This window comes from Rhizobium sp. 10N427 (assembly GCF_056394605.1).
On the sequence record NZ_JBFTID010000021.1, the window covers coordinates 48,682 to 70,406 of the forward strand.

The 21,725-nt window shown below is 58.2% G+C and carries 22 protein-coding genes and 2 pseudogenes; 14 read left to right on the forward strand and 10 right to left on the reverse strand.

The window, feature by feature from the left end; all coding sequences use genetic code 11:
• Positions 1-59: 59 nt before the first annotated feature.
• Positions 60-308 (forward strand): annotated as a pseudogene (locus tag AC1DIJ_RS28355) (aminoglycoside phosphotransferase); the annotation flags it as partial.
• A 553-nt stretch (positions 309-861) separates the two neighbouring features.
• On the opposite strand, the gene AC1DIJ_RS28360 reads toward AC1DIJ_RS28355, so the two are convergent.
• The 3 genes from AC1DIJ_RS28360 to AC1DIJ_RS28370 are packed head-to-tail and all read right to left on the reverse strand — an operon-like array spanning position 862 to position 1,752.
• Positions 862-1,176 carry a hypothetical protein gene (locus tag AC1DIJ_RS28360; RefSeq protein ID WP_112386547.1) on the reverse strand — a complete coding sequence of 105 codons (315 nt, stop codon included), beginning with the start codon at positions 1,174-1,176 and terminating at the stop codon, positions 862-864.
• A gap of 1 nt (position 1,177) precedes the next feature.
• Complete coding sequence (locus AC1DIJ_RS28365) at positions 1,178-1,390, reverse strand: hypothetical protein (protein ID WP_112386546.1); 213 nt, start codon at positions 1,388-1,390, stop codon at positions 1,178-1,180.
• The gene (locus AC1DIJ_RS28370; RefSeq protein ID WP_112517580.1) at positions 1,390-1,752 is read right to left on the reverse strand and encodes a hypothetical protein; all 363 of its coding nucleotides are present in this window, start codon (positions 1,750-1,752) and stop codon (positions 1,390-1,392) included. The genes AC1DIJ_RS28365 and AC1DIJ_RS28370 overlap by 1 nt, the downstream gene beginning before the upstream one ends.
• Positions 1,753-2,037: 285 nt before the next feature.
• Here AC1DIJ_RS28370 and AC1DIJ_RS28375 point away from each other — a divergent pair, with 285 nt between their 5' ends.
• The 3 genes from AC1DIJ_RS28375 to AC1DIJ_RS28385 all read left to right on the forward strand — a co-directional run bounded on the left by AC1DIJ_RS28375 (position 2,038) and on the right by AC1DIJ_RS28385 (position 3,943).
• A complete protein-coding gene (locus AC1DIJ_RS28375) occupies positions 2,038-3,015 on the forward strand; it encodes a 3'-5' exonuclease (RefSeq protein ID WP_112386544.1) in 978 nt (325 codons plus the stop codon).
• 103 nt (positions 3,016-3,118) lie between these two features.
• Positions 3,119-3,301 (forward strand): hypothetical protein, encoded by a 183-nt coding sequence (locus tag AC1DIJ_RS28380; protein ID WP_112517581.1) that lies wholly within the window; start codon positions 3,119-3,121, stop codon positions 3,299-3,301.
• 333 nt (positions 3,302-3,634) lie between these two features.
• Positions 3,635-3,943: a hypothetical protein gene (locus AC1DIJ_RS28385; protein ID WP_112386543.1), complete on the forward strand. Its 309-nt coding sequence runs from the start codon at positions 3,635-3,637 to the stop codon at positions 3,941-3,943.
• Positions 3,944-3,998: 55 nt separating this feature from the next.
• On the opposite strand, the gene AC1DIJ_RS28390 is transcribed toward AC1DIJ_RS28385, so the two are convergent.
• Together AC1DIJ_RS28390 and AC1DIJ_RS28395 are read right to left on the reverse strand one after the other, a co-directional pair.
• The gene (locus tag AC1DIJ_RS28390; protein WP_162705931.1) at positions 3,999-4,148 is read right to left on the reverse strand and encodes a hypothetical protein; all 150 of its coding nucleotides are present in this window, start codon (positions 4,146-4,148) and stop codon (positions 3,999-4,001) included.
• 447 nt (positions 4,149-4,595) lie between these two features.
• Complete coding sequence (locus tag AC1DIJ_RS28395; protein ID WP_112446096.1) at positions 4,596-4,817, reverse strand: hypothetical protein; 222 nt, start codon at positions 4,815-4,817, stop codon at positions 4,596-4,598.
• 211 nt (positions 4,818-5,028) lie between these two features.
• Here AC1DIJ_RS28395 and AC1DIJ_RS28400 point away from each other — a divergent pair, with 211 nt between their 5' ends.
• A complete protein-coding gene (locus tag AC1DIJ_RS28400) occupies positions 5,029-5,796 on the forward strand; it encodes an SDR family NAD(P)-dependent oxidoreductase (protein WP_112446097.1) in 768 nt (255 codons plus the stop codon).
• A gap of 155 nt (positions 5,797-5,951) precedes the next feature.
• On the opposite strand, the gene AC1DIJ_RS28405 is transcribed toward AC1DIJ_RS28400, so the two are convergent.
• Complete coding sequence (locus tag AC1DIJ_RS28405; RefSeq protein WP_477831720.1) at positions 5,952-9,239, reverse strand: DEAD/DEAH box helicase; 3,288 nt, start codon at positions 9,237-9,239, stop codon at positions 5,952-5,954.
• A 157-nt stretch (positions 9,240-9,396) separates the two neighbouring features.
• On the opposite strand from AC1DIJ_RS28405, the pseudogene AC1DIJ_RS28410 reads away from it, so the two are divergent.
• The 8 genes and pseudogenes from AC1DIJ_RS28410 to AC1DIJ_RS28445 all read left to right on the forward strand — a co-directional run.
• A pseudogene (locus AC1DIJ_RS28410) lies at positions 9,397-9,573 on the forward strand (phosphoketolase family protein); the annotation flags it as partial.
• A 100-nt stretch (positions 9,574-9,673) separates the two neighbouring features.
• Positions 9,674-10,075 (forward strand): sulfocyanin-like copper-binding protein, encoded by a 402-nt coding sequence (locus AC1DIJ_RS28415; RefSeq protein ID WP_442208270.1) that lies wholly within the window; start codon positions 9,674-9,676, stop codon positions 10,073-10,075.
• 53 nt (positions 10,076-10,128) lie between these two features.
• The gene (locus AC1DIJ_RS28420; RefSeq protein ID WP_112386538.1) at positions 10,129-10,635 is read left to right on the forward strand and encodes a cytochrome b; all 507 of its coding nucleotides are present in this window, start codon (positions 10,129-10,131) and stop codon (positions 10,633-10,635) included.
• A 109-nt stretch (positions 10,636-10,744) separates the two neighbouring features.
• Positions 10,745-11,212, forward strand: a complete 468-nt coding sequence (locus AC1DIJ_RS28425) for a CBS domain-containing protein (RefSeq protein WP_442208351.1) — start codon at positions 10,745-10,747, stop codon at positions 11,210-11,212.
• A gap of 69 nt (positions 11,213-11,281) precedes the next feature.
• Complete coding sequence (locus AC1DIJ_RS28430) at positions 11,282-13,108, forward strand: glycoside hydrolase family 15 protein (RefSeq protein ID WP_477831723.1); 1,827 nt, start codon at positions 11,282-11,284, stop codon at positions 13,106-13,108.
• 319 nt (positions 13,109-13,427) lie between these two features.
• Positions 13,428-13,646, forward strand: coding sequence for a hypothetical protein (locus AC1DIJ_RS28435; RefSeq protein ID WP_112386536.1), 219 nt, complete (start codon positions 13,428-13,430; stop codon positions 13,644-13,646).
• Between the two features lie 506 nt (positions 13,647-14,152).
• Complete coding sequence (locus AC1DIJ_RS28440) at positions 14,153-14,929, forward strand: helix-turn-helix transcriptional regulator (RefSeq protein WP_477831721.1); 777 nt, start codon at positions 14,153-14,155, stop codon at positions 14,927-14,929.
• 46 nt (positions 14,930-14,975) lie between these two features.
• Positions 14,976-15,344 (forward strand): DUF1330 domain-containing protein, encoded by a 369-nt coding sequence (locus tag AC1DIJ_RS28445; protein WP_112386533.1) that lies wholly within the window; start codon positions 14,976-14,978, stop codon positions 15,342-15,344.
• Between the two features lie 974 nt (positions 15,345-16,318).
• Here the strand turns inward: AC1DIJ_RS28445 and AC1DIJ_RS28450 are convergent.
• From AC1DIJ_RS28450 to AC1DIJ_RS28465, 4 genes are read right to left on the reverse strand one after another with little or no spacing between them, the layout of a single operon-like run.
• Positions 16,319-17,155, reverse strand: a complete 837-nt coding sequence (locus tag AC1DIJ_RS28450) for an alpha/beta hydrolase (RefSeq protein ID WP_112386532.1) — start codon at positions 17,153-17,155, stop codon at positions 16,319-16,321.
• A 16-nt stretch (positions 17,156-17,171) separates the two neighbouring features.
• Positions 17,172-18,659 (reverse strand): NAD-dependent succinate-semialdehyde dehydrogenase, encoded by a 1,488-nt coding sequence (locus tag AC1DIJ_RS28455; protein ID WP_112386531.1) that lies wholly within the window; start codon positions 18,657-18,659, stop codon positions 17,172-17,174.
• Between the two features lie 17 nt (positions 18,660-18,676).
• On the reverse strand, positions 18,677-19,903 hold the full coding sequence (locus AC1DIJ_RS28460) for an iron-containing alcohol dehydrogenase (protein ID WP_112386530.1): 1,227 nt from the start codon (positions 19,901-19,903) through the stop codon (positions 18,677-18,679).
• Positions 19,900-20,934 carry an Ldh family oxidoreductase gene (locus tag AC1DIJ_RS28465; RefSeq protein WP_112386529.1) on the reverse strand — a complete coding sequence of 345 codons (1,035 nt, stop codon included), beginning with the start codon at positions 20,932-20,934 and terminating at the stop codon, positions 19,900-19,902. The genes AC1DIJ_RS28460 and AC1DIJ_RS28465 overlap by 4 nt, the downstream gene beginning before the upstream one ends.
• A gap of 88 nt (positions 20,935-21,022) precedes the next feature.
• Here AC1DIJ_RS28465 and AC1DIJ_RS28470 point away from each other — a divergent pair, with 88 nt between their 5' ends.
• The gene (locus tag AC1DIJ_RS28470; RefSeq protein WP_112386528.1) at positions 21,023-21,724 is read left to right on the forward strand and encodes a GntR family transcriptional regulator; all 702 of its coding nucleotides are present in this window, start codon (positions 21,023-21,025) and stop codon (positions 21,722-21,724) included.
• The last annotated feature ends 1 nt before the right edge of the window (position 21,725 follow it).

Sequence of the window (21,725 nt, forward strand, 5' to 3'; positions counted from 1 at the left end):
AGGAACTGACAGTTTGGGGACTCAAATCTCCATTATCTGTTCCGTCACTGATCAACGCATGTGTTGTTCACGGCAACCCGAACAATCGCCGCAACATCCGCGTTTTCGGAAACAATGTCGCGCTGATCGACTGGGATGAAGCGCATGTCGATGCCGCAGATCTTGATCTGGCGCTGCCCGAAAACGCCGCCGCCCTCGACGACGGCGCGTATGATATTGCCGCTCAGGCAGCAGCTGCCTGGGAAGCCGCCGTCTGCTGGCGCGACGACTACGCAGTCAAGAGGCTTGCCGAAGTTCGAGAAACCTGATCGATCCAGAGCGCTGTGGATCGCGACGGACAGGACGCCGACCCGGATCGCCATGTCGAGGCACCCCACTCATCTGAAGGGGACCGCGATGGCGAGAAGCAAGCCGAAACGGCTGCCATTCTTTTCACCTTACTTTTCGGATGCATGGCCCGTTCATGTAGCTGAATGGCTTCCGCAAAGAGCAGTAGAGCCTCTGGCCCAGAGAGTTTTTTCACCTGATCTGCATCGGCCGTCTTCAACGCAATCTTTTTGGCGAGCCCCAGTCCTTGCCCCATCGCCGCGTCGAGCAATGTTTCGGCGGGCACGACAATCATCGTTGCTCGTCCCTTCGGCTTCAATTGCCTTGAAGGCGATACAACACATCACGCTACGTGTCGCTCAAGCATCGCTGCCACTTTCGCGGCCTCAAGGCGCTAAGATGTCTTGTAGGGATAATGTTTCCAGCACCCCTGGTTCTCACCTTTGCCGAAGGGAAAACCCGCCCAGTCGCCGCAATGGCAGCGTCGTGCCACAAGGACAGGCGCGCGCTGCAGGACCGGTCTATCGATATCGCTCACTTTAATTCCTCCAGGTTCCAGCCGCCCTTCGGAGCACTCCATCCTTTGCGGGTGGCGCGAAAATCAGCCTCTTCTCTGGCTTTCTGCTTGGCCTCGGCAGGTCCGTCCGCCCAGACCGTGATACGAAATCGGCCCGTTTTGAAAGTATATCTCGAGAGATCACGGTTGCGGCCTGACGCATAGCCTGCGCGAAAGATCAACCTTGCACTGCTATAGTCGGTCCGCTCGCGAAACGCCGGGAGCTGGGCATCCCACCAGTCGCGAAACGCAGCGCGAAAAAGCGCCTTGCGCGGCGCTACCTTGTCGAGCATGTCAGGTGCTCCGCTCATATACGGGCGTCCATCCCCGGGCAAAGCCGACGCTCATCGAAGCTTCGGCATGCGCCAGTTGCTCCCTCAGATGGCGGCAATCCTCAATCAGGGTAGCGATCGTCGCCAAGGCGTCACCGTCGTGCCATGAAAGCGCTGCGCGAACGTCTTCGCTTGCGGAGACGAGCAGGATAGGTGCAGCGGTCGCCTCCGGCATTAGAGCATCTCCTGATGGCGGTAATGCGCGATGATGCGATCGTAGACACCACCAACAGCATCATCGACCGTCCCGCTGCAGTCAAACCAGAGTGCTTTGACGATCCGATCGGGATTGCGTAGACGATGCAAGCCGCAAGCCCGTCCTGTGTCTTCGTCTATTGCAATTTCGATCTCGCCAAAGGGGCCGGCGTCGGGAACGCAAAAGGCGCAGGCCACAGCAAAGCGCACACTGCCGGCGACCCCCAGGCTGACCATCCGGATCAACTCAGGATGCATTTCGAGCCCAGAAGCCTCCTCAGCAGGCGTCATATACATGTCGAAGCCATCAGCGCTATTATTATCGTTGCTGCCACGGTTCATCCTTCGCGCAAACATCCTCGCTCTCCATTGCTCACTGTCGGATTGGCGGCCGCACTCGCCGTATATGTTCCTATTATGTTCTGTTTTTTTACGGAGTCAACATTACCAATCCGGACTATTGGGCGAGCCAAAGCAGGCGCCTCCCTCGTCACCCGTCATGATGGTCTGCTTGGGGCACCTTTGCGCCAGTTGATTTCGAATTTGGCCCCTAGGCGCAATTTCACCTGATCTGCGCAAGGGAATCGACTAAAGCTGACTGACCGGAAATCAATCCGAGACGGGCACGTGACGCAGCAGTTCGATTTCTTTACAGATGATGATGAGGTTGAGGCACCGGCACTTGGCCCACGGCGACGGCGTAGCGTCAAGCAAGTGGTCACCGCTGATAGCGAAGGCGGCCTTGTTCGGCAGCTGGAGGCAACCGGCCGCTATCGCGTCCTCAAAAGGCTTGAGCCCCGGCCAATCGTGCCGTTTCCACGTCCCGGCTTTTTCCGGAGAGGCGTCCTCGTCGATGCAGAGACGACCGGATTAAACAATCGAGAAGACGAAATCATCGAGATCGGTATTGTCGCCTTTTCCTTTGACGAGCAGGGGGCGATTGGCGACGTGACTGGCGTCTACAGCGCGCTACACGAGCCGACCAGGCCGATTCCGGCGGAAATCACGCGGCTGACGGGGATTACTGACGAAATGGTGGCCGGCCATATGATCGACCCGCAGCAATTGCGAGCTCTGGTCGAACCTGCGGATCTGGTCATCGCCCACTACGCCAGGTTCGACCGGCCGTTTTTCGAAGCATTTTCACCTGTGTTCGATCGCAAAGCCTGGGCCTGCTCGGTTTCGGAAATCGATTGGGCCGCACGCGGATTCGAAGGCAACAAGCTTGGATATCTGATCGGCCAGGCTGGCTACTTTCATGAGGCGCATCGCGCGGTCGATGACTGTTTCGCGCTACTGGAAATCCTCGATCGCGGTCATGGCGATGGCGCCAGCTCGCCGTTCTCGGAACTTTATCTGTCGAGCCAGCAGAACCGTGCGCGCATTTATGCCGAACACAGTCTCTTCGAGATGAAGGATCAATTGAAGATGCGCGGCTACCGGTGGTCAGATGGAAGCGACGGCGGGCCGAAATCCTGGTGGATCGAAATCGAGGAGCACAGGGTCCAGGATGAGATCAACTACCTACGCGCTGAAATCTATGGATGGGAAGAAGCCGACCCGCCGGTGAGATATATGACTGCTTTCGAACGGTTCAAAAGCTGACGCTTGGGAGACGATTGCGACGGTAGGTGAGCTTACTGGCACCACATGATCGACGACCAGGAAGACGTCGGCAGCGACCGGGCATCAGGGTGACCGGCATCACATGACCACAAGCTTCATTGCCCGGTTGGCAAAGGCAGCTAACGAGATCGAGAAACTGCTGCACCTAGAAGTCAGCAGCTCACTCGTGCAATTGTCGAAATTAGTGGCCTGCGCGGAGCGCTCGGAATTGCCGGCCCGGCACACGAAACGATCAGATCACCGCGCTATTCAACGCATCAGCTAATGTGGATTATTCTCAGTTGCTTGGGTGGTCCACAGCGTTGTTGACCGCAGCAGAAACGGTCAGAACCCTGCACATTGCCTCGGATGGAGAGACCAGAAAATTGATCCATGCGCAGGATCCGATCGATTGAGGATCACACCCGGCCTGCAGACGCACCGATCTCCTGAGCTCGGACCCGCCGGTTAGGGGCTCGCCAACAGCCGCAGATGCATCACAGAGTTTCGATCTGACATCCCGACGGCTGACGGTCCGGGGACCGCCTTGGTTTGGCCTCGTTGACCAGCGACGAAGCATTGCAAACACCTGATTCAAATTCGCAGAAAGGACCTTACTTTGACTAGACTAACGCTTGCCGCGGCAGGCTTCGCGCTTTGCCTATCACAGGCAGCATATGCGTCCAGCGATGCGGCCTGGAACGCGCTTTTTGCCAAGGCAAACGGGACATGCATTGGTCAGTCGGGCCTGAACACACCAGAGGCATCTGCCCCTGTTGTCTTCGATGATGCAGCTGGCAAGATTGCTCTGCTCATGCGAGGGCAGACAGGCAAGGGCAAGTCGAAGGTGAACGTCAGTCTCATCTGCCTTTACGACAAGAAGACCGGTAAAGCCTCGATCGCCGAGTACCACTGGCTCGGCAAATAGCAAACGCTGTATCGCGACATCTGAAAAATTCTAGCGGCGCTCAACACTCAGACACTTAGCCTTCTGAGAGCGCCGTCACGAGCGCGATGATCGATCCATGGACCGTTTCATCGCGGATCTTCGCGAGAACCCTTTTTTTCAGGTTCAGCCGGTCAGGCCACCCGTCCAACTGTTCGATGGCATGGACTTCGAAGGATGGCTGCATCTTGGCCGAAATGTCCGAAAAGGGCAGGGGCGACGGTCCCAAAATCAGGGCGATTGCCCATACGCGGCTTGACCTAACGCGATTTTGGCACTTCTCAAATTTTTAAATGTGCTGGAATGTGACCCAGCTGCGCTTCAAGAGTGTTCTTAGACACTCCGATGAGCTTGCGCCTTCCCTGATCCGCCGGCCAAGTTCGATGTCAACCTGCACGGAGCGCGCGCGGACTTTACAGTCATCATGCATACTTCTGAAGCTTCGCGGGGCCTGCGGTTCCATGAGTTTGACAAGGCTTTGTCCAACCAAGGTAGCCTATGCTCGGGGGCAGCACTGGAGCGGACAATTACGGTCAGAAATTAGACGGAACCTTGTCCGCGACATAATGTTGAGCACTTCAACCTGAAAGAGGAGAGGAAGTTGTGTGCCTTTTTTCGCCCTTCAAGAGCGGAATTATTCAGCCGCATGTTGAAGTGGATAACCGTCCAACGGTTCGACAAGAGCGATGATCTCAAAGTCGCTTATCATGCAATGTTGGTCGGAACCCGGAACTGCGATGGTCCAATAATCCGGATCCTCGCCGAAGACCGAGGACACTTGAACGATGGTCGTCTTGCCATCGGTGTGCCTGTCGGAACGAGCCCAATAGAAAGCCTCAGGTACTAGACTCTTCATACCACCTACTCCCACAACTGCCCCGGATCATATCAGGATTTTCAAAAATGAGTATCCCTCGCTTAGCATCATCCCCAGGCGCATATTGCTGCTTTGCCGTTGTGCTTCTGGCTGGGATGTCACGACTGCTTGACATCGCAACTCGAAAGCGCTGTCCAATGGCTTCAGACACCCGGTCGGCCGACTAGGATGACGTAAACATGGAAACCGTATGAGTTGCATTTTTGTCACCGGATCCACTGATGGGCTGGGGCGTGCCGCAGCTGAAACCTTGATGGACGCCGGGCACCGCGTAATCCTGCATGCCCGCTCGAAAGAACGCGCGGCCGTATTGGCCTCAATAACTGGAAACTTGGCGGACATCGTCATTGGTGACCTTTCGAGCGCTGGCCAGACCCGTTCAATCGCCGATCAGGTCAATGCTATCGGCGGTGCTGATGCGGTGATTCACAATGCGGGCGTCTATCACCAAGCGAGCCGCAATCCGACTTCCGAAGGCCACCCGACGATGCTCGCAGTCAACGTACTTGCGCCGTACATCCTGACAGCACTGATCGGCCGCCCTACGCGGCTGATCTACCTTAGCAGCGGCATGCACAGAAACGCCGGGACCTCGCTGGACGATATCGATTGGAAGAGGCGCGCATGGAGCCCAGTCACCGCTTATTCCGAGAGCAAGCTTCATGTTGCAACCCTCGCTGCAGCAGTCGCGAGATATCAGCCTGGCGTCGTCAGCAGCGCGGTTGATCCAGGCTGGGTTCCGACGAAGATGGGCGGAGCAGGCGCGCCTGGCGATCTCGAGGACGGCCATCGCACGCAGGTATGGCTGTCCGTCAGCGACGACGCAAGGGCCAAGGTGAGCGGTCAATATTGGTACCATCGCCAACTGCAACCGCCCTCGGCCGCCGTTGGCGACGTCGGTTATCAAGATCGCCTGATAATGAGGCTTGCCGAGATCACTGGTGTCAGTCTTGGCTGACGAGCGCTGACTACGCACGATATTTGCTTAGAGGCGAGGACGAATGGCCTCCACCGCGCGCGCAAAAGTAGCTTGATAGCGGGGCGGCCGGTTCGCCTCCCGTCAAGAGCGGTCCGCTCTTCTGAGTCTTTCTGTTTCGATGTTTCTTGCAACCCCTATCCTGTTACTGCCGATAGAACCCGGTCGAAGAAATGGGAGGGGTCCTCGCCGGCCAGGCTTGAGGCGTCGAATATCAGCCGCTCCTGTCGCCGAACCGCCCCGGCTTTCGTCGACGCTGCCACAAGCTTCGCCGACGTCTTCTCTGTCAAGGTCATTGCAAGCGCTTTTGGCCCGGCCTCAAGCTTGGCAACACCCAACCGTCCCGCGATAAGCTGCAGTCTTGCCGTCCTCAAGAGAAGCAGTACGTCGTGCGGCGGTTGGCCAAACCTATCTTCGAATTCGTCTGCGAGATCGTTCAATTCACTGACCGCGGATGCCCGCAGCAGTTTGGCGTAGAGGTTAAGTCTGACTGCTGGATCCGACACATAGTCCGACGGGATTGTCCCGACGTTTCCTAGGTTGACGATCGCGCGCTGTTGCACGCCTGACGGCTGCCAGCGAAATCTTGCGACGGCGTCTGCAAGCAGCTTTTGATAGAGCTCGATACCGATCGCTTTCATATGGCCCGCCTGATCTTCGCCAGCGATATCGCCGCCGCCGCGAAGATCGAGATCGCGGAGGCTGATTGCGACCCCAGCGCCCAGTCGGTCGTTTTCGACCAAGGTTGAAAGCCGTAAGCGCGTTTCCTCAGCCAGCTCAGCGTCCTGTTGGGTGAAAAGAGTAACGATGCCCTGGACCGCTCCGCGCCCGACACGTCCGCGCAACTGATGGAGCTGAGCGAGGCCGAACCGATCGGCTTGCCAGATAAACATCGTGTTGGCGCGCGGGACATCGAGGCCATTTTCAATGATGTTCGTGGCGAGAAGGACGTCGCCATCGCCTTGCGCAAAACCGACTATTGCTTCATCCATAGCCGCTGCCGGCATCTTGCCGTGCGCGACCTTGACCGAAAGTCCCGGAACGATCTTCTGCAACAGTATTTCGACCTGTTCTATGTCCTCGATACGCGGCACTACGACAAAGCTCTGGCCGCGGCGCCGGTATTCCCTCATCAGGCCTGTCCGCAAGGACGCCGGGTCGAACGGCGCAATTGACGTGCGGACGGGCCTGCGCCTAGATGGTGGCGTGGTCAGCAGGCTGACCTCTTGAACGCCCACCATCGCCAATTGCAATGTCCGCGGGATCGGCGTGGCCGACATGGACAGAGTGTGAAGAGATGGTGCGAGGCTGTTCATCGCCCGCTTTTCTTTCAGGCCAAACCGGTGCTCCTCGTCCACGATCACCAGGGAAAGACGTGCGAAACGAACCTCTTTCGAAAGGATCGCCTGGGTCGCGATGATGATGCGGATCTCGCCCTCGGCAAGTGCAGCCCTGGTCTTTTTCGCCTCACTTGGCTTGAGCAGTCGAGACAGCATGCCGACTGCGATGCCGGTCCCCGCGAACCGATGTTTGAAGGTGGCAAAGTGTTGTCGAGCGAGCACTGTGGTTGGTGCAATGAGAGCCACCTGTCCACCGCAAAGCGCGACCGCTGCTGCTGCGCGCAACGCGACTTCGGTCTTGCCGAAGCCGACATCTCCACAAACGAGACGGTTCATGGCTTGTCCGGAGGCGAGATCGGAGAGGACAGCCTGGATGGCTTCGGCCTGATCAGGAGTTTCGGAATATGGAAAACGGCGGGCGAAGGCAGAAAATTCGAGACGCGGTGGCACAAATCTTTCTGCTTGCGCAGCCTGCCTCTGTTTCGCAACCGTCATAAAATGACGCGCGGTAGACTGAATGTCTGCCTGGATTTCGTCGCGTCTCCTCTGCCAGACGTCCGTGCGGAGGCGATCGAGTGTGATTGCTTCGGGCTCGGCGCCGTAACGCCATAATTTTCCAAACTCCTCCATCGGCACGAGTAGAGAGCCGCCATCGCGATATTCCAAGCGAGCCGCGTCCCGAGAGACGTCGTCCACGGTGATGTTTTCCAAATTTTTCAGGACGCCGATGCCATGGTCTTCGTGAACGACAACGTCGCCTATTCGAAGCTCTGCTGCCGCCAGAACGGCACTCGAATTCGCTATCCCACCCGCTCTATCGGTTGCGGCAATGACGACGACATTCTGCCCGACGTCGACAAAACCTTGCTCTAAGTCGCAGGCCAAGCTTAAGAGGGTGCCGGGCTGTGCCTCCAAGACCGCCTCCCATGTGTCGACGGACCTTGGCGCTTTCCCGGCTGATTTTGCCAAACGCCGACCGATCGCTTCGGCCGTTTTGCCCTGCCCAGCAATCAAAACCTTCAGCCCGTTGTGCAGATGACCTTGCGCGAATTCGACCAAGGCTTTGCGCTGGTCTGCGCGTGATATTTCTTTTGGAACCTTATGTCCCTTTCCGAGATCAAATCCGTTTGTGAAAACGTTGGTGGAGAGCCGTTTCCACTCATCCCTATCCAGATAGAGAGAACGGGAGGAGGGGTGCTCCATATCGTCGAACGCCTCGCGGGACTGGCGAGCATCTTCGATAATCTCGAGGTGGCGTTGCACACGTTCGGTTGCGCCGGGAGCCAAAAGGAAAGTGGCATCGCCGAGTACGTCAAACACGGTCGGCATGTCTTGATAAAGGCGCAGCAGCAGTTGTTCCATCGTCTCCAGAGCCGGAGCATTGTCTTCTGTAAAACGATCATAATAAATGGCTTCGGATGCCGGACCGAACGTCACTTGGTCGAGATAGCTTTCTGTCCGCTGCGTTATGCGGTCAAAACCTCTGAGTTCCTCGACCTTCTCATCCTCCGACAGAACGATGCGCATCGGACCGGGCGCGCCGGCAGGGTAGATGTCGATGACGCCTTCTCTAACCGCCAGCTCGCCTGGATCGTCCGCGACACCTTCTTCCTGATAGTTGGCCCGCTGGACGAAGTCGGAAAACGCATCACGATCGAACGGCTTTCCCACTACAAGCTCGATATGGCTTTTCGAGATGACGGTCGCTGGCGGAATACGTTGGAGTGTTGCGTCCAACGAGGTCAAAAACAGCCGCGGCCCGCCGCTCCGCGTGCTCCAAATGCGTAGAGCATCCATTCGCAGGCCCATACAATGTGCCGATGGTGGCACCCGGTCATAGGGCAGGCAGTCCCAAGGCGGAAAAACGATCACCTCGATCTCAGGAACCAGCGCACTGAGTGCCTCAGCAATTCTGGCAGCCGCGCCTTCGCTTAGTGCCACATAGCACAGGGGGAGCTCGAAGCTTTGTAAAGCTGCAGCCAGCCTAGTCGCTACGACACCCGGCGGAGGGTTGCAGACTTGGGCGTGATCGGCCGGATCAGGGAGCGTGGAGGCATCTTCATCTCTGGACTCAACGACGCTCACAGGAACCTGCCATTCTCTCGCTGGCGACTTTACCAGCTTGGAGAAACGGCTTCTCGATCAGGGTGTTCCATTAGAGCGGATCTCTTTGCTCATAACCTGACGACCGCAGGTTCAAATCCTGCCCCCGCAACCAATCTTTCCAGATACTTAGCAAGGTAATTTGGCCCTTGAAGCCATCGCGCGAGTTCCTGGTCTAGCCGAGAAACACCCTCAAGCCGTCGCCTTTCTGCATGAAAAACTCGCCCGGCACCGCGCATATGTGCGAGACCATGGGGAGGACATGCCGGAGATACTGAACTGGCGTTGGCGTGGGGCAGGTACCGCGGGTCGGTGATTAAGCAATGACGTTCAGGAAGGCGTCAGATTCACTGGCTAGTCGGGTCTGGTTCAACCACCGAGAGGCGACTGACGTGAAGATTATACGAGGAGTTCTGGTGGCTTTCGCACTGGCCGGCGCTGTCACCCCAGCTTTGGCAGCGACCACAGTCAGGGTCGTTGAGGGAGGGGAGGGAGGTGGTCCGATGACTCTGTCAGTTGATCAGCCAACCATCAAGGCCGGCGATACCGTGTTCATGGTGCATAATGATGCGGTGACGGAGGAACACGAGATGGTTTTGGTCAAATTGAAGTCACCCGACGCGACCGTCCACGTTGTCGCCGGCAAACATCGCGTCGATGAAAAGCAGTTGAAGAGCATGGGGGAGGTCTCCGAGCTCAAGCCTGGCGCTGACGGGCAGTTGAAGGCGAACCTCACTGCTGGCTCCTATCTCCTTCTGTGCAATATCAAGGGCCACTATGAGGCCGGCATGCATGCGATGTTGACCGTCACGAAATAGGGGCTTCCCCGTCAAAGATAAGTATAAGCAGAAACAGTGGCAAGGAGACGACGATGAAGAAATTGACACAAAACCCGACGGCGTACTCCTTGCCGCAACGCATCCTTCATTGGCTGTCGGCGCTGCTCGTCTTCTACAATCTGCTTTTGCCTGACGGCATGAGCGAGTGGCAGCGGGCGATCGAACACACCGGTTCGGCAACTGATGCGCAATTGGCAGGCGCCGATCTCCATGCGTATGTCGGAATTTCGATACTGTTGCTGATCAGTATCCGCCTCGTGCTGCGCTTCATTCAGGGAACGCCTTCCGCGCCCGCCGAGGAACCTTACGTCCTGACCTTTGCAGCCAAAGGCGCCCACGCGACGCTTTACCTGCTCCTTTTCGCATTGCCGATCAGCGGGATGGCAGCGTTCTACTTCGGTTACGACCGCACGGGAGAGGTACACGCCGAGGTGCTGAAAGTTATACTCTGGATCGTCATCGCCGCCCATATCCTTGGCGCGCTTGCTCATCAATTCTATTGGAAGACGAACGTCTTGAGGCGAATGACGGTCGGATGAGCTTGCTGCAGAAGGGCCCCGATTGATCCCGATCAAAGCGTCCTGTCGAAATATAAGCTTCAATCGCCTCCACAGACCAGGAGGTAAGGTCATGCTGGCCAAAGACATAATGACGTCCCCCGTCACGACAATAGACGAGGGGCACAACGTCAGACAAGCGATCGAGATCGTCAACGCCAATAAGATAGGGGCCGTGCCCGTCGTTGACGCAGAGGGACGGCTGACCGGAATCGTGACCGAAAGCGACCTGATCCGGCGCGTGGCATCTTCCTGGACAAGACGTTCCGTCCCACACACGCGTGACCGGGCGGACGCGCTTGCGGACTATCTCAAAGCCAGGAGCTGGCGCGTCAAGGATGTCATGTCGTCACCCGTCATCAGCGCCACGCTCACGTTCAGAATGGAATCCGCCGTTCGTGGTCGGTTCGCACGACGGTCGCGGATGTCGGCGCCTGCACCCCGATTGCGCGGATTACCCAATAGAAGCACCGATTGTACAAGGGCCGGCACTCCCTATAGCGGCCTTCAGCATGCTCTTCCTTGTCGTTTATGTCAGGTGCGCCAGATCGCCAAGTAGCGGGCACGGTGCATCACAGACGAGAAAGAGGACGCGATGGATAACAAAATCGAGGTGACGGAGAGTGCGATGGACGCGGATGTCACGGCGCGCGCTGTGGCGAATATTCCGCGAACAATAGAGAGCCACGGCGTCATCGGCGATCTTGCGACGATCGCGCTCGTCGCGACAGACGGTACGATCGACTTCCTGTGTTGGCCTGACTTCGACAGCCCGTCGATATTCGCTGCATTGCTCGATCCGGAGCGCGGCGGAATGTTTCAGATCGCACCGGACCTTCCCAATGCCCGCGCAACCCAACAATACCTTCCGGACACGAACGTCTTGCTGACACGATGGATGGCGGACGAGGCCAGCGGAGAGCTTACGGACTTCATGTATGTGAAGAACCGGCGTAGCGATGGGTCCAGCATGCTGGTCCGACGGTTCAGAGCGACCCGAGGCACGATGACGATCCGCGCGACCTGCTCCCCGAGATTCGATTACGCCTCCAAACGAATATCCCCGCAGCTTGATGGCGTCACAGCCATCTGGCGACATCCCAATGGCGAGGTGGTGCGGCTGGTGGCGGGCGCACCACTCGGCGAGATCGACGGCGCCGTCACCGCGCAGATCACGCTCCGCGCGGGCGAGGTCGTCGATTTCATACTCGACGACGGCGACGACGAGTTCGATGAGACACCTCAAAAGATGGAGGACCAGACCGTCGCCTTTTGGCAGGACTGGGCAAGGCAGTCGACCTACCGCGGGCGGTGGCGCGAAATGGTCAACCGTTCCGCGCTGACGTTGAAGCTCATGACGTCGCGCAAACACGGTTCAGTGATCGCTGCGGCAACGTTCGGTTTGCCTGAGGCGCCGGGCGGCAGCCGCAATTGGGATTACCGTGCCACTTGGATCAGAGACGCATCCTTCACGGTCTACGCGCTGATGAGGCTTGGCTATCGACAGGAGGCGATGGCATTTAACAACTGGATCGGGCAGCGTGCAGCCGCATGCGACGCTGGCGGCCGCCTGAAGATCATGTACGCGGTAGATGGTGGAGAGGTACCAGACGAGATCAACCTCGATCATCTACGAGGATATGGCGGCGCCACACCTGTGCGCGTTGGCAACAAGGCGTCCGAGCAGTCCCAGCTCGACATATACGGCGAGCTCCTCGATTCAATTTATTTGAGCAACAAATATGGGCATGCGATCTCTCACGATCACTGGGAGGGCGTCCGCGAGGTGATCGAGTACGTCTGCGACCACTGGCAGGATCCTGATGCTGGGATCTGGGAGATGCGCCGAGAGCCCCAGGAATTCCTTCATTCGCGGCTCATGTGCTGGGTGGCGGTCGACCGCGGAATCCGTCTGGCGACGAAACGATCGCTAGCCGCGCCTTTCGTCAAGTGGCAAGACGTGAGGAACGATATCTATAACGATATCTGGACCAACTTCTGGAATAAAGACAGGGGTCACTTTGTCCAGACCAAGGGCGGCAAAATGCTCGACGCCTCGCTTCTCCTGATGCCGCTTGTGAGGTTCGTTAGCGCAACCGATCCGCGGTGGCTTTCAACGCTGGAGGCTATTGGCGCACAGTTGGCTGACGACGGCGTCGTTCACCGGTACAGAAGCGACGACGGCCTCGACGGGGAAGAGGGCGCCTTCTCCGCCTGCTCGTTCTGGTATGCCGAGTGCCTGGCTCGGGCAGGGAAGACTCAGAAAGCTCGCAGGGTTTTCGAAGCGGCCTTGAACTACGCCAACCATCTCGGACTTTACGCCGAGGAGTTCGACGCCCAGGCGCGACTAGCCGGCAATTTCCCGCAAGCCTTTACCCATTTGGCCTTGATCAGCGCTGCATTCTATCTCGACCGGGAGCTTGATGATCGAAACAGCCAAGAATGGCGTCCGTAAAATAGGCCTCTGATGCATTTTGCTTTGACTGAGCACAGGTGATGGTCGGGCTCGATCGCCGCCGGAACTTGGCTTCATCCTCCGCGTTCTCATAAAACGAGGAGGAATGCCAAATGTCAGTCCCATTCGAGCCAGTCGCGCCGCCACCGAAAGTGCCCCCGCTCGACAATCCGCCGGACCCCTATCGAATTCCGGGCGAAGAACCGCTTCCGGATCCGGAACCGGACGATGGCGGGGCGCCGATCTCAAGAAGTTCCACTCGCTACTCGACATGGGGGATGCTCTGCACGGGCGTTAGACTGCAGCCCGAGGATCGCAAATGAGCGGCGACTGGAAAGACGGTTTACGTGACCAGCTCGAAGACTTGGTCGACTCTCTAGTCGTGAAGGGTGCCAAGCAGTCCGACGTCTATGACGCGATCGTCGATGAAATCGGAAGCCTCCAGAAGGCATACGACCGCGATCCAGACCCGGCCGAAGACAGGCCGGGTGTGGAGGCCGAGGAACCTTCGAACGAATGGCCCGGCGCGCTGCCTTAAGGGCAGGCGGCCCAGGCCACGCTAGGCGAACCCCGTCGGCCCACGACATGCCAAACCAGACCGCGGAATCCGGCGCCTTTCTCCATTCGAGCAACGCGTCGTGTGCTTTGACGGCCTCGCACGAAAGGCCGGTCGCCACGATGTCGTCCATTCGTCGACGATGATTTCTATGTTGCGGAGCAGCCAAAAAGAACACGAGGTGCGTTGCGGCTAGTAACTAGACACGCCTGATGTAGCAACTGCACGAGGCGACGTCTGACGACCGGGTCGTTTTGCCTGTCGCATGGCGACGATGGTCGGCATCGAAAAGCTCCTAAAGGATTTCCTGTATCGAACACGATGCCATCGCGGCGTACGACTCGTGCGTCTCGGGCGGCGGCGGAATAACGACATCTTACCGATACTGGGGGACATGACGTCGCCCAAGGTCAGGGACATGTACGTACGCGATCGTCACATCGATACCCTTAAAGTGAAGGCGCGGAATTTCCAATAGATGTCCCTTCTTGGACGCCGCCCGCGAAAGCACTAGATATCTCAGACCGAAAGACAGGACCATTCGCTTAATGTCGAGAACGAGCCGCCTCTTCGAAATGCTGGGCATGCTTCGCACACGACGAACGCCGGTAACCGCGCTGGAGCTGGCGCAGGAACTTGGGATCTCCGAAAGAAGCGTATATCGGGACATCGAAACGCTTCGTCTGCTCGGAGCACCTCTCGACGGGCAGGCGGGCGTCGGGTTTCTACTGCGCGACGGTTTCTTTCTGCCGAACTTCGCATTCTCGGCCGAAGAGGTTGACGCTCTGATCCTTGGGCTGACCTGGGTGCAGCAGAGAGCCGATCCGGCTCTTTCTCAGAGCAGCGACAGCGCTCTGGCGAAAATCCTCTCGTCTCGGACCGACCGGCTGCATGACGGACACGCGCCGGCACTCGTTTCGGCAGCTTCCATCTCGCAGCGATCCGATCCGGCGCAGGTCGGGATGCTGCGTGATGCGATCCGTCGCCTGCGAAAGGTCGCGATCGCATACGAGGATGCTGGCGGCGCTATGTCTGAACGTGTCGTCTGGCCGATCACGATCGTGTATTTCGACGACGTGCGTGTTCTAGCCGCGTGGTGCGAAGCCAAGTCGGCATTCCGTCACTTCCGCGTCGACCGTGTTCGGTCCGCGTCGATCCTCGACGACCGGTATCCGGAACGACGGTCTCTGCTCATGCGGCGCTGGCGCGAGCAAGATCGGGACTGGCGTTCGTTCCTGACAGTTTCTGACGGTGCAAGAGGTTAGACTTTCCGAAGCGTCCCCAAGGACGCTCTGAATGAAAGGATAGCTTATGGTCGCGTTTTCACCCGACGTCTTTGAAAAGTTCCTCTCTGAGGAGGACGACGCCCCTGTCGTGATGCTGAACCTTCTACGGTTCGTCCCCGAGGGCGGCCGGGAACGGCATCTGGAATACCTCAGAATGGCGGAACCCATTCTAGCCCGCTTTGGTGCACGGATATTGTTCCGTGGCGACGGCCTCGATGTCCTTACGACCGGGCCGGTGGAAGGCTGGGACGCAGTGCTGCTAGTGCAGTACCCGCGGCGGACGGCATTCAGAGAAATGGTGGAAGACGCCGAGTATCAGAAGGCGTTTGAAGTAGGAAAGTCGGCCCTTGCAGATATCGTCCTGCAACCTTTGCAGATCTCGAAAGGACTTTGAATAAACCACCATCGGCTGCCGCGCCGTAGTACCGCCGCAGCCCGCATTTGCTCCGCACGTTCACACCGGAGGGGAAGTGGGGTTTCCGTTCAAGCGGGGTGTGGGTTCTCGGTTCAAAATCCTCATCGTCCGTCTGGCAGCGAACTTGACTTTCCTCGGTGTCGATCCTGCGTCCCTTACGAAGATCATCTTCACCCACGCGTACCCGGATCATTCGGGCGAAACGACGCTGCCGGACGGAGCTTTGCCGTTTCCAAACGCCGATATCAAATCAGCGAAGCCAAGTGGTCTTTCTGTACGGATCCGAACTACGAGACGTCCAGCCGGAGCCGCTTTACGCCTTCGCCCGTGGGGCACAGCGCGACCTCTTTGCCGTGAAGGATTGGCTGACGCACGTCGAGATAGGCGACGAAATCGTGTCAGGTTTGAACGTCGTAAGCACGCGAGGTCACACGCCAGGACACATCTCGCTGGTACAGGGCGGCGACGGCAACCTGCTGAAAGCGGGGCGACGTCATCCCAAACGACATCGTCTCCTTTGGCAATCCGAAATGGCATTTCGGCTTCACACCGAACAGAAAATCGCTCTCGCGAGCCGCGCTACTCGACAAGGCCTCGAATGAAAAGCTCCTTATGTTCGGCTACCACTGGATCTACGCCGGCGCCGGTTTCGTGGAGCCACGGCGCAGGATACATGTTCGTCGCGATGACCGAAAAATGGCTCCCGTGTTCAATTGGGCGAGCCCGAGCTCGACGAGATCGCGACGAAATGAAGAATGCGGTCATGACCTTTGCCTCCGACGCAGCTTGGAAGCTCGTTGCCGTTCCCTGATCGACCCCACCTCAGTGTTGTACTCGCTTTAGTTGTCAGCATATTCGCAAGCGCGAGCTGCATACGCTCAAGCGGCCTGACCCTCATCAGGCGACGCTGGTCTAACTCATGTTCCGTTCGCACATATCCCTTTGGTTGGGACTTAACGCCTGCCTCCACGCGCGACGTATTGGATTAGGCCGAACAGGCTGTCGCTTGTTTCTGTGCCAACCACACCGAGATCTCGCACAGCATCCATATGGTTGCGATTGCGAATGACCCGTATCGAAACGGGGACACCCTGTTCCCGCAACACATTGGCGAAGGCCTCCGATTGCCCGTGGAACGGCCTTGTTTCATTCTCGCCTACCGCCAAGATCGCGCGGCAAGAGGGATCGTACGAATGGCCTAGTGGCGTGAAGGCCGCGACCTCGTCATCCGTAAGAGCAATCTCGGCCTTTAAAAAGGACTGCTGTAAGGGAAGGAGATCGTAGAGGCCGCCCAGCAACAGGGCGCCATTGACAGAGGAACCCGTGGTGCTGCTTTGAAAAAGGAATGTTGAAAGATGGGCTCCTGCAGAATGACCACTGATCGTGAGCAATGAAGGGTCGCCACCGTGCTCTGCTATGTGATGAATGATCCATTGCTTGGCACGAACGACCTGATCTACCAGGACCTTCATCCTCACACCCGGCATCAACGCGTAGTCTACAATCACCGCGATCGCGCCAGCGCGTGTGACTGTATTGGCAATGCAGGAGTATTCACGCTTTGACCACATCCGCCAGTATCCGCCGTGGATGAACATGTGAACCGGAAGATTTTGACGCGGCCCTTCTGGGAAAAAGATGTCCAACGATTCACTCGGGCCATCGCCATAGGCGACGTCCGCTATCATGGGTAACGTTTCCCGCGCCTTGGCACTGGCCGCGACGATCTCTTCGACGATGACATCGAAATCCGCGACATGGTCGCGGATCCGAAATGGGTCGGTCTCCAAAATCACTCCTCCAGGATTAGAAACTCGTGGCGATATATTTGGCTTCCATGAATTCAGCAATGCCATGGTGCTGACCGCCTTCGCGCCCAAGACCGCTCTGCTTTACTCCGCCGAAGGGCGCGGCCGGATCAGAGACGAGCCCCCGATTGAGCGCGATCATACCCGCTTCGATGCCGGAAGAGACGCGTAGCCCACGCGCGATATCACGCGTGTAAACGTAAGCGGCAAGCCCGTATTCGGTGTCGTTTGCGCGTTCGATGGCCTCGTGTTCGGATTCGAACCGGTACAGAGGCGCGACCGGTCCAAAAATTTCCCCTGCCTTCATCTCTGAATCGTCAGAAACGTCTGCAAGCACCGTTGGCGGGTAAAAGAACCCATCACCTGTTGTCGCATCACCGCCGCACAGGACGCGCGCACCTTTCGCCTTGGAATCTTCGACCAGGCGGCTGATCTTTTCTACCGCCTTTCGGGTTATCATCGGGCCGCATTCGGTGTCAGCCTCAACGCCCGCCCCGACTTTGAGCGCAACCATACGCTTCGTGAGACCTTCAGCGAACTGGTCGTAGATCCCGGACTGCACGTAGAAGCGGTTTGCCGCCGTGCAGGCCTCTCCCGCATTGCGCATCTTGGCAATCATCGCGCCCTCGAGCGCCGCATCGAGATCCGCGTCATCGAAAACCAGGAACGGTGCATTGCCACCAAGCTCCATCGAGCAAGATATGACATGCTTGGCCGCTTCAGCGAGCAGCTGGCGGCCGACACCTGTTGACCCCGTGAAGGAAAGCTTCCTGACCCGTGGGTCGGCCAGAACCACCTCGGTCATCGGGCCAGGGGTCGTTGTCGTCAGTACGTTGACGACGCCCTTCGGTACGCCGGCCTCTTCATATATTGCGGCCAGAGCATAGGCTGTCAGCGGCGTCTCGCTTGCCGGTTTCAGGATTACCGTACAGCCAGCCGCTAGTGCCGGAGCTATTTTGCGGGTGGCCATCGCCGCCGGAAAATTCCACGGCGTAATCAGCAGGCAAATGCCAATTGGCTGATAATCGACGATAATGCGGTTGGTGCCAGATGGCGCAATGCCGAATTCGCCGGTGATGCGAACGGCTTCCTCGGCATTCCAGCGAAAGAATTCGGCAGCGTAAGCCACCTCGCCCCGCGCGTCTCGCAACGCCTTGCCGTTCTCCATCGAGATCAACGACGCGAGCATCTCCGAGCGTTCAAGCATCAGTTCGAAGCATCGGCGCAAAATTTCGGAGCGCCTGCGGGGAGGCGTTGCGCGCCACGCAGGTGCCGCTGCCGCGGCGGCATCAACGCTCGCGCGTGCGTCATCTATCGTCGCATCTGGCACGGATGTCAGAACTCTACCTGTAGAGGGATCGATAACATCGATCTGTTGTCCGGACCGAGACTGTCGCCATTCTCCGTCGATGTAGAGCCCGCGAGCGGCGGCTGCGATGTCCGGGACTTGATGATTGGAATTAGAGATCTGCTGGGCAATGGTCATGGGTGTTCCCTCGATAACTAGATGGCGGATGCGGCCAGATCGCCGTCATAGGCCGCTTTGACGAGACGCTTCATCGCGTCGAGGTCGAAGGGCCGTGGATTGTTCTTGATGAGCCGATCAATTCCGAAAGCCTGTTCGGCCGTCCAGTCGAGCTTGTCTTGGGCCAGCCCGAGATCGGCGAGCGTGCGGGTGATACCGATCGCCGCAAACAGTCTGCCAATTTCCTCGATTGCGGCGGTCGCTAGCTGCTTTTCGTCGAGGTCCGGTGTCGCCAGACCGAGCGCGGTTCCGATCTCGGACATTTCGGAAATTGACGCAGACAGATTGTAGTTCATGACGTAGGGCATCATGGTTGCAACACCGAGGCCATGGGCGGTATGCGTCAAAGCACCTGCGGGATATTGAATGGCATGAGCCGCGGCGGTACCGGCTGTCCCGAACGCGCAACCTGCTGCAAGCGCCCCCATCATCACCTCTGCACGCGCATCTTCGTCGGAGCCATCCTTGCAGGCCTTCTCAAGGCTGCGGCCGAGAAGCTTGATAGCCAAAAGGGCGAAATGGTCCGTCAGCGCACTTTTGCCGATAAAGACGTGGTTTTGCGCCAGTGCGTGATCCGTCCCGCGGCGAGCGGCGGTAAAGGCTTCGATCGCGTGGGTGAGGGCGTCGGCCCCTGCGACCGCCGTTAAACCCGGTGGGCAGGTCATCGTCAGTTCCGGGTCGCAGATCGCCGCCGTGGCAATCAAGTAGGGGCTCGATATCCCGACCTTCAAAGTGCGTTCAACGTCCGAGATCACTGCCACGGGCGTTACCTCCGAGCCGGTACCTGCCGTCGTCGGAATAGCAATGACAGGGATCGTCGGGCCTGGAACTTTGTATTCGCCGTAGTAGTCCTTCAGTTTACCGCCGTGGGTCAGCAATAGGGCGGCGCACTTTGCCATATCCAAGCAGCTTCCCCCGCCAATGCCGATCACCATCTCAGGATCAAAATCGCGGGCATATTCGACGCAGACCGATACGCTATCGGCAGGGACGTCCGGTTGGACCCCATCATGGATCAGGAAATCGATGGATGCGGCTTCGAGGGCCTTCACCAACTCGGCAAACACGCCGGTGCCGGCGAGCCGCTCGTCGGTGCAGATCAAGGCACGCCGTCCAAGCCTAGCTGCGACGGTTGGCAAAGCGTGACGTTGCCCTTTGCCAAACAGAATTTCTTGGGGAAGCCGAAGAGCGGCGAAAAGGGTCATTGTCCATGTCCTTTGACAAGCGATTTGCTGGAGTGAGAGAGGGCGTTCAGTTCGTCCCAAAGCCTGGCCGAAATCTCGATGCCATCGGAAAGTGCACCTTCGCGTCGAGCCGACGCGCCGTCGCCTGGAACGGTCACGCGCATGCCTGGATCCGACGGGCGGGAACTGCGTACGCTGTCGAGATAGGCGCTGAAGCAGGCTAGGAACTCGGGTTGTTCACCGACATCAATGGCAATGAGCACATCGCCTTTGTTGCATATGGCGTCGGCGTCGAGCGTCCCTCGGACGTCTGGCGCGATTGCGGATCTCGCAATCGACGCCACCATCAGTTCCAGCGCCATGCCGAGAGCATAGCCCTTGGCTTCGCCAAAGGGTGCGATCGAGCCCGTCATGGCGGCCGCCGCATTAGTTGTCGGTCTCCCGTTGGCATCGCGTGCCCAGCCTTCAGGTATTGGCAAACCGTTTGCAGCATGATGGTGTATCTTGCCCATTGAAACGATGGCGGTAGCGAGGTCGACCACCAGAGGCCTGCCTGCCGTCGGTACTGCGATTGCCAACGGGTTGGTTCCTAAGAGAGCCCGCGTCCCACGGTAGGGGTGCACGAGGGCCTCGCTGGAGGACATGGCAAGTCCGATCAAGCCTTTCTCGGCAAAGCGCTCGACGTAATAAGCGAGCATACCGAGATGGTTGGAGTTGCGGATGCCGGCAACGGCGATACCAGTCTTGTGAGCTTGCTCCGCAATTCGTTCTAGCGCGGAGATAGCGACGACTGGGCCAAGTCCTTTCAACCCATCGACCTCCAAAAATGATGGTGAGCGCCAATGCGCATTGCCCTCGGTGGCTGGGTCGATTAGGTCGCGCTCGATGCGGGTCAGAATACGAGGAAGGCGTTGCAGCCCGTGCGATGGGTGGCCTTTGAGCTCGCCCTCGATAAGCACGCACGCCTGAAGATCGGCGCATTTTGAGGGTGCGCCGCGCTCGACCAGGAGCCGCCCAGCCAGCTCTAAAGCTTTCTCCGGATCAACCTTCACGTCCGCTCCAATTTAAAATCCTATAGGATATGGGATTGCATATAGCGGAGCATCGTGGTAGCGGTAGGTCATGTCAAGAGGCAAAAACATGCAACAAAGAAATCAGACTGCCGCACCTGAAGTGTTCGATACGAGTGGATTTATCCCGCGCGCAAACAGTCTTGCAGGGAGCGTCTACGAGGCGATTTTCGCGCAGTTGATGTCGTTAAAAATCGCGCCTGGTGCTAGGATCACGGTCGATAACCTCGTTAAAGAGCTGAACGTCTCGCAGACGCCTATTCGCGAAGCGCTAGGACGACTAGAGGGTGAGGGTCTTGTCATCAAGACCCATCTCATCGGCTTTAGTGCCGCGCCGCAAATCACCCGACGCCGTTTTGATGAACTTTATCAGCTCCGACTGCTTCTTGAGCCCGATAGTGCGGCCAGGGCGGCCACTGCCATGGATGAGGGCAAGCTCGCATCGCTACGGGCGGCAGCTGGCCTCATGGGCCGTCGTGAAGGCGGTGATGAACGCCTGCGCTACTCGACCTTCGCGCGGCAAGACGCAATGTTCCACGACAAGATCTTGGAGATCGCCGGCAACGAGCTCATTCGCGAGACCCTCAATCATCAGCACACCCATTTCCACATCTTTCGTTTGATGTTCCATTCGCGGGTGACCGAGGAAGCGCTCGACGAACACGAGGCGCTCCTGGGTGCACTGGAGGCGGGTGACTCGTCTGCAGCGGAGCGCGCGATGCGCGAGCATCTGGAGCATTCTCGCGACCGGCTCCTGCCGGCATTCGACTGAG

What these genes read in the sequence shown, in the direction of transcription:
- AC1DIJ_RS28360 (WP_112386547.1), bottom strand. Translation starts at nt 1,176, where the DNA reads ATGCTCGACAAGGTAGCGCCGCGCAAGGCGCTTTTTCGCGCTGCGTTT.
- AC1DIJ_RS28365 (WP_112386546.1), bottom strand. Translation starts at nt 1,390, where the DNA reads ATGCCGGAGGCGACCGCTGCACCTATCCTGCTCGTCTCCGCAAGCGAA.
- AC1DIJ_RS28370 (WP_112517580.1), bottom strand. Translation starts at nt 1,752, where the DNA reads ATGAACCGTGGCAGCAACGATAATAATAGCGCTGATGGCTTCGACATG.
- AC1DIJ_RS28380 (WP_112517581.1), top strand. Translation starts at nt 3,119, where the DNA reads ATGACCACAAGCTTCATTGCCCGGTTGGCAAAGGCAGCTAACGAGATC.
- AC1DIJ_RS28390 (WP_162705931.1), bottom strand. Translation starts at nt 4,148, where the DNA reads ATGCAGCCATCCTTCGAAGTCCATGCCATCGAACAGTTGGACGGGTGG.
- AC1DIJ_RS28395 (WP_112446096.1), bottom strand. Translation starts at nt 4,817, where the DNA reads ATGAAGAGTCTAGTACCTGAGGCTTTCTATTGGGCTCGTTCCGACAGG.
- AC1DIJ_RS28400 (WP_112446097.1), top strand. Translation starts at nt 5,029, where the DNA reads ATGAGTTGCATTTTTGTCACCGGATCCACTGATGGGCTGGGGCGTGCC.
- AC1DIJ_RS28420 (WP_112386538.1), top strand. Translation starts at nt 10,129, where the DNA reads ATGAAGAAATTGACACAAAACCCGACGGCGTACTCCTTGCCGCAACGC.
- AC1DIJ_RS28425 (WP_442208351.1), top strand. Translation starts at nt 10,745, where the DNA reads ATGACGTCCCCCGTCACGACAATAGACGAGGGGCACAACGTCAGACAA.
- AC1DIJ_RS28430 (WP_477831723.1), top strand. Translation starts at nt 11,282, where the DNA reads ATGGACGCGGATGTCACGGCGCGCGCTGTGGCGAATATTCCGCGAACA.
- AC1DIJ_RS28435 (WP_112386536.1), top strand. Translation starts at nt 13,428, where the DNA reads ATGAGCGGCGACTGGAAAGACGGTTTACGTGACCAGCTCGAAGACTTG.
- AC1DIJ_RS28445 (WP_112386533.1), top strand. Translation starts at nt 14,976, where the DNA reads ATGGTCGCGTTTTCACCCGACGTCTTTGAAAAGTTCCTCTCTGAGGAG.
- AC1DIJ_RS28455 (WP_112386531.1), bottom strand. Translation starts at nt 18,659, where the DNA reads ATGACCATTGCCCAGCAGATCTCTAATTCCAATCATCAAGTCCCGGAC.
- AC1DIJ_RS28460 (WP_112386530.1), bottom strand. Translation starts at nt 19,903, where the DNA reads ATGACCCTTTTCGCCGCTCTTCGGCTTCCCCAAGAAATTCTGTTTGGC.
- AC1DIJ_RS28470 (WP_112386528.1), top strand. Translation starts at nt 21,023, where the DNA reads ATGCAACAAAGAAATCAGACTGCCGCACCTGAAGTGTTCGATACGAGT.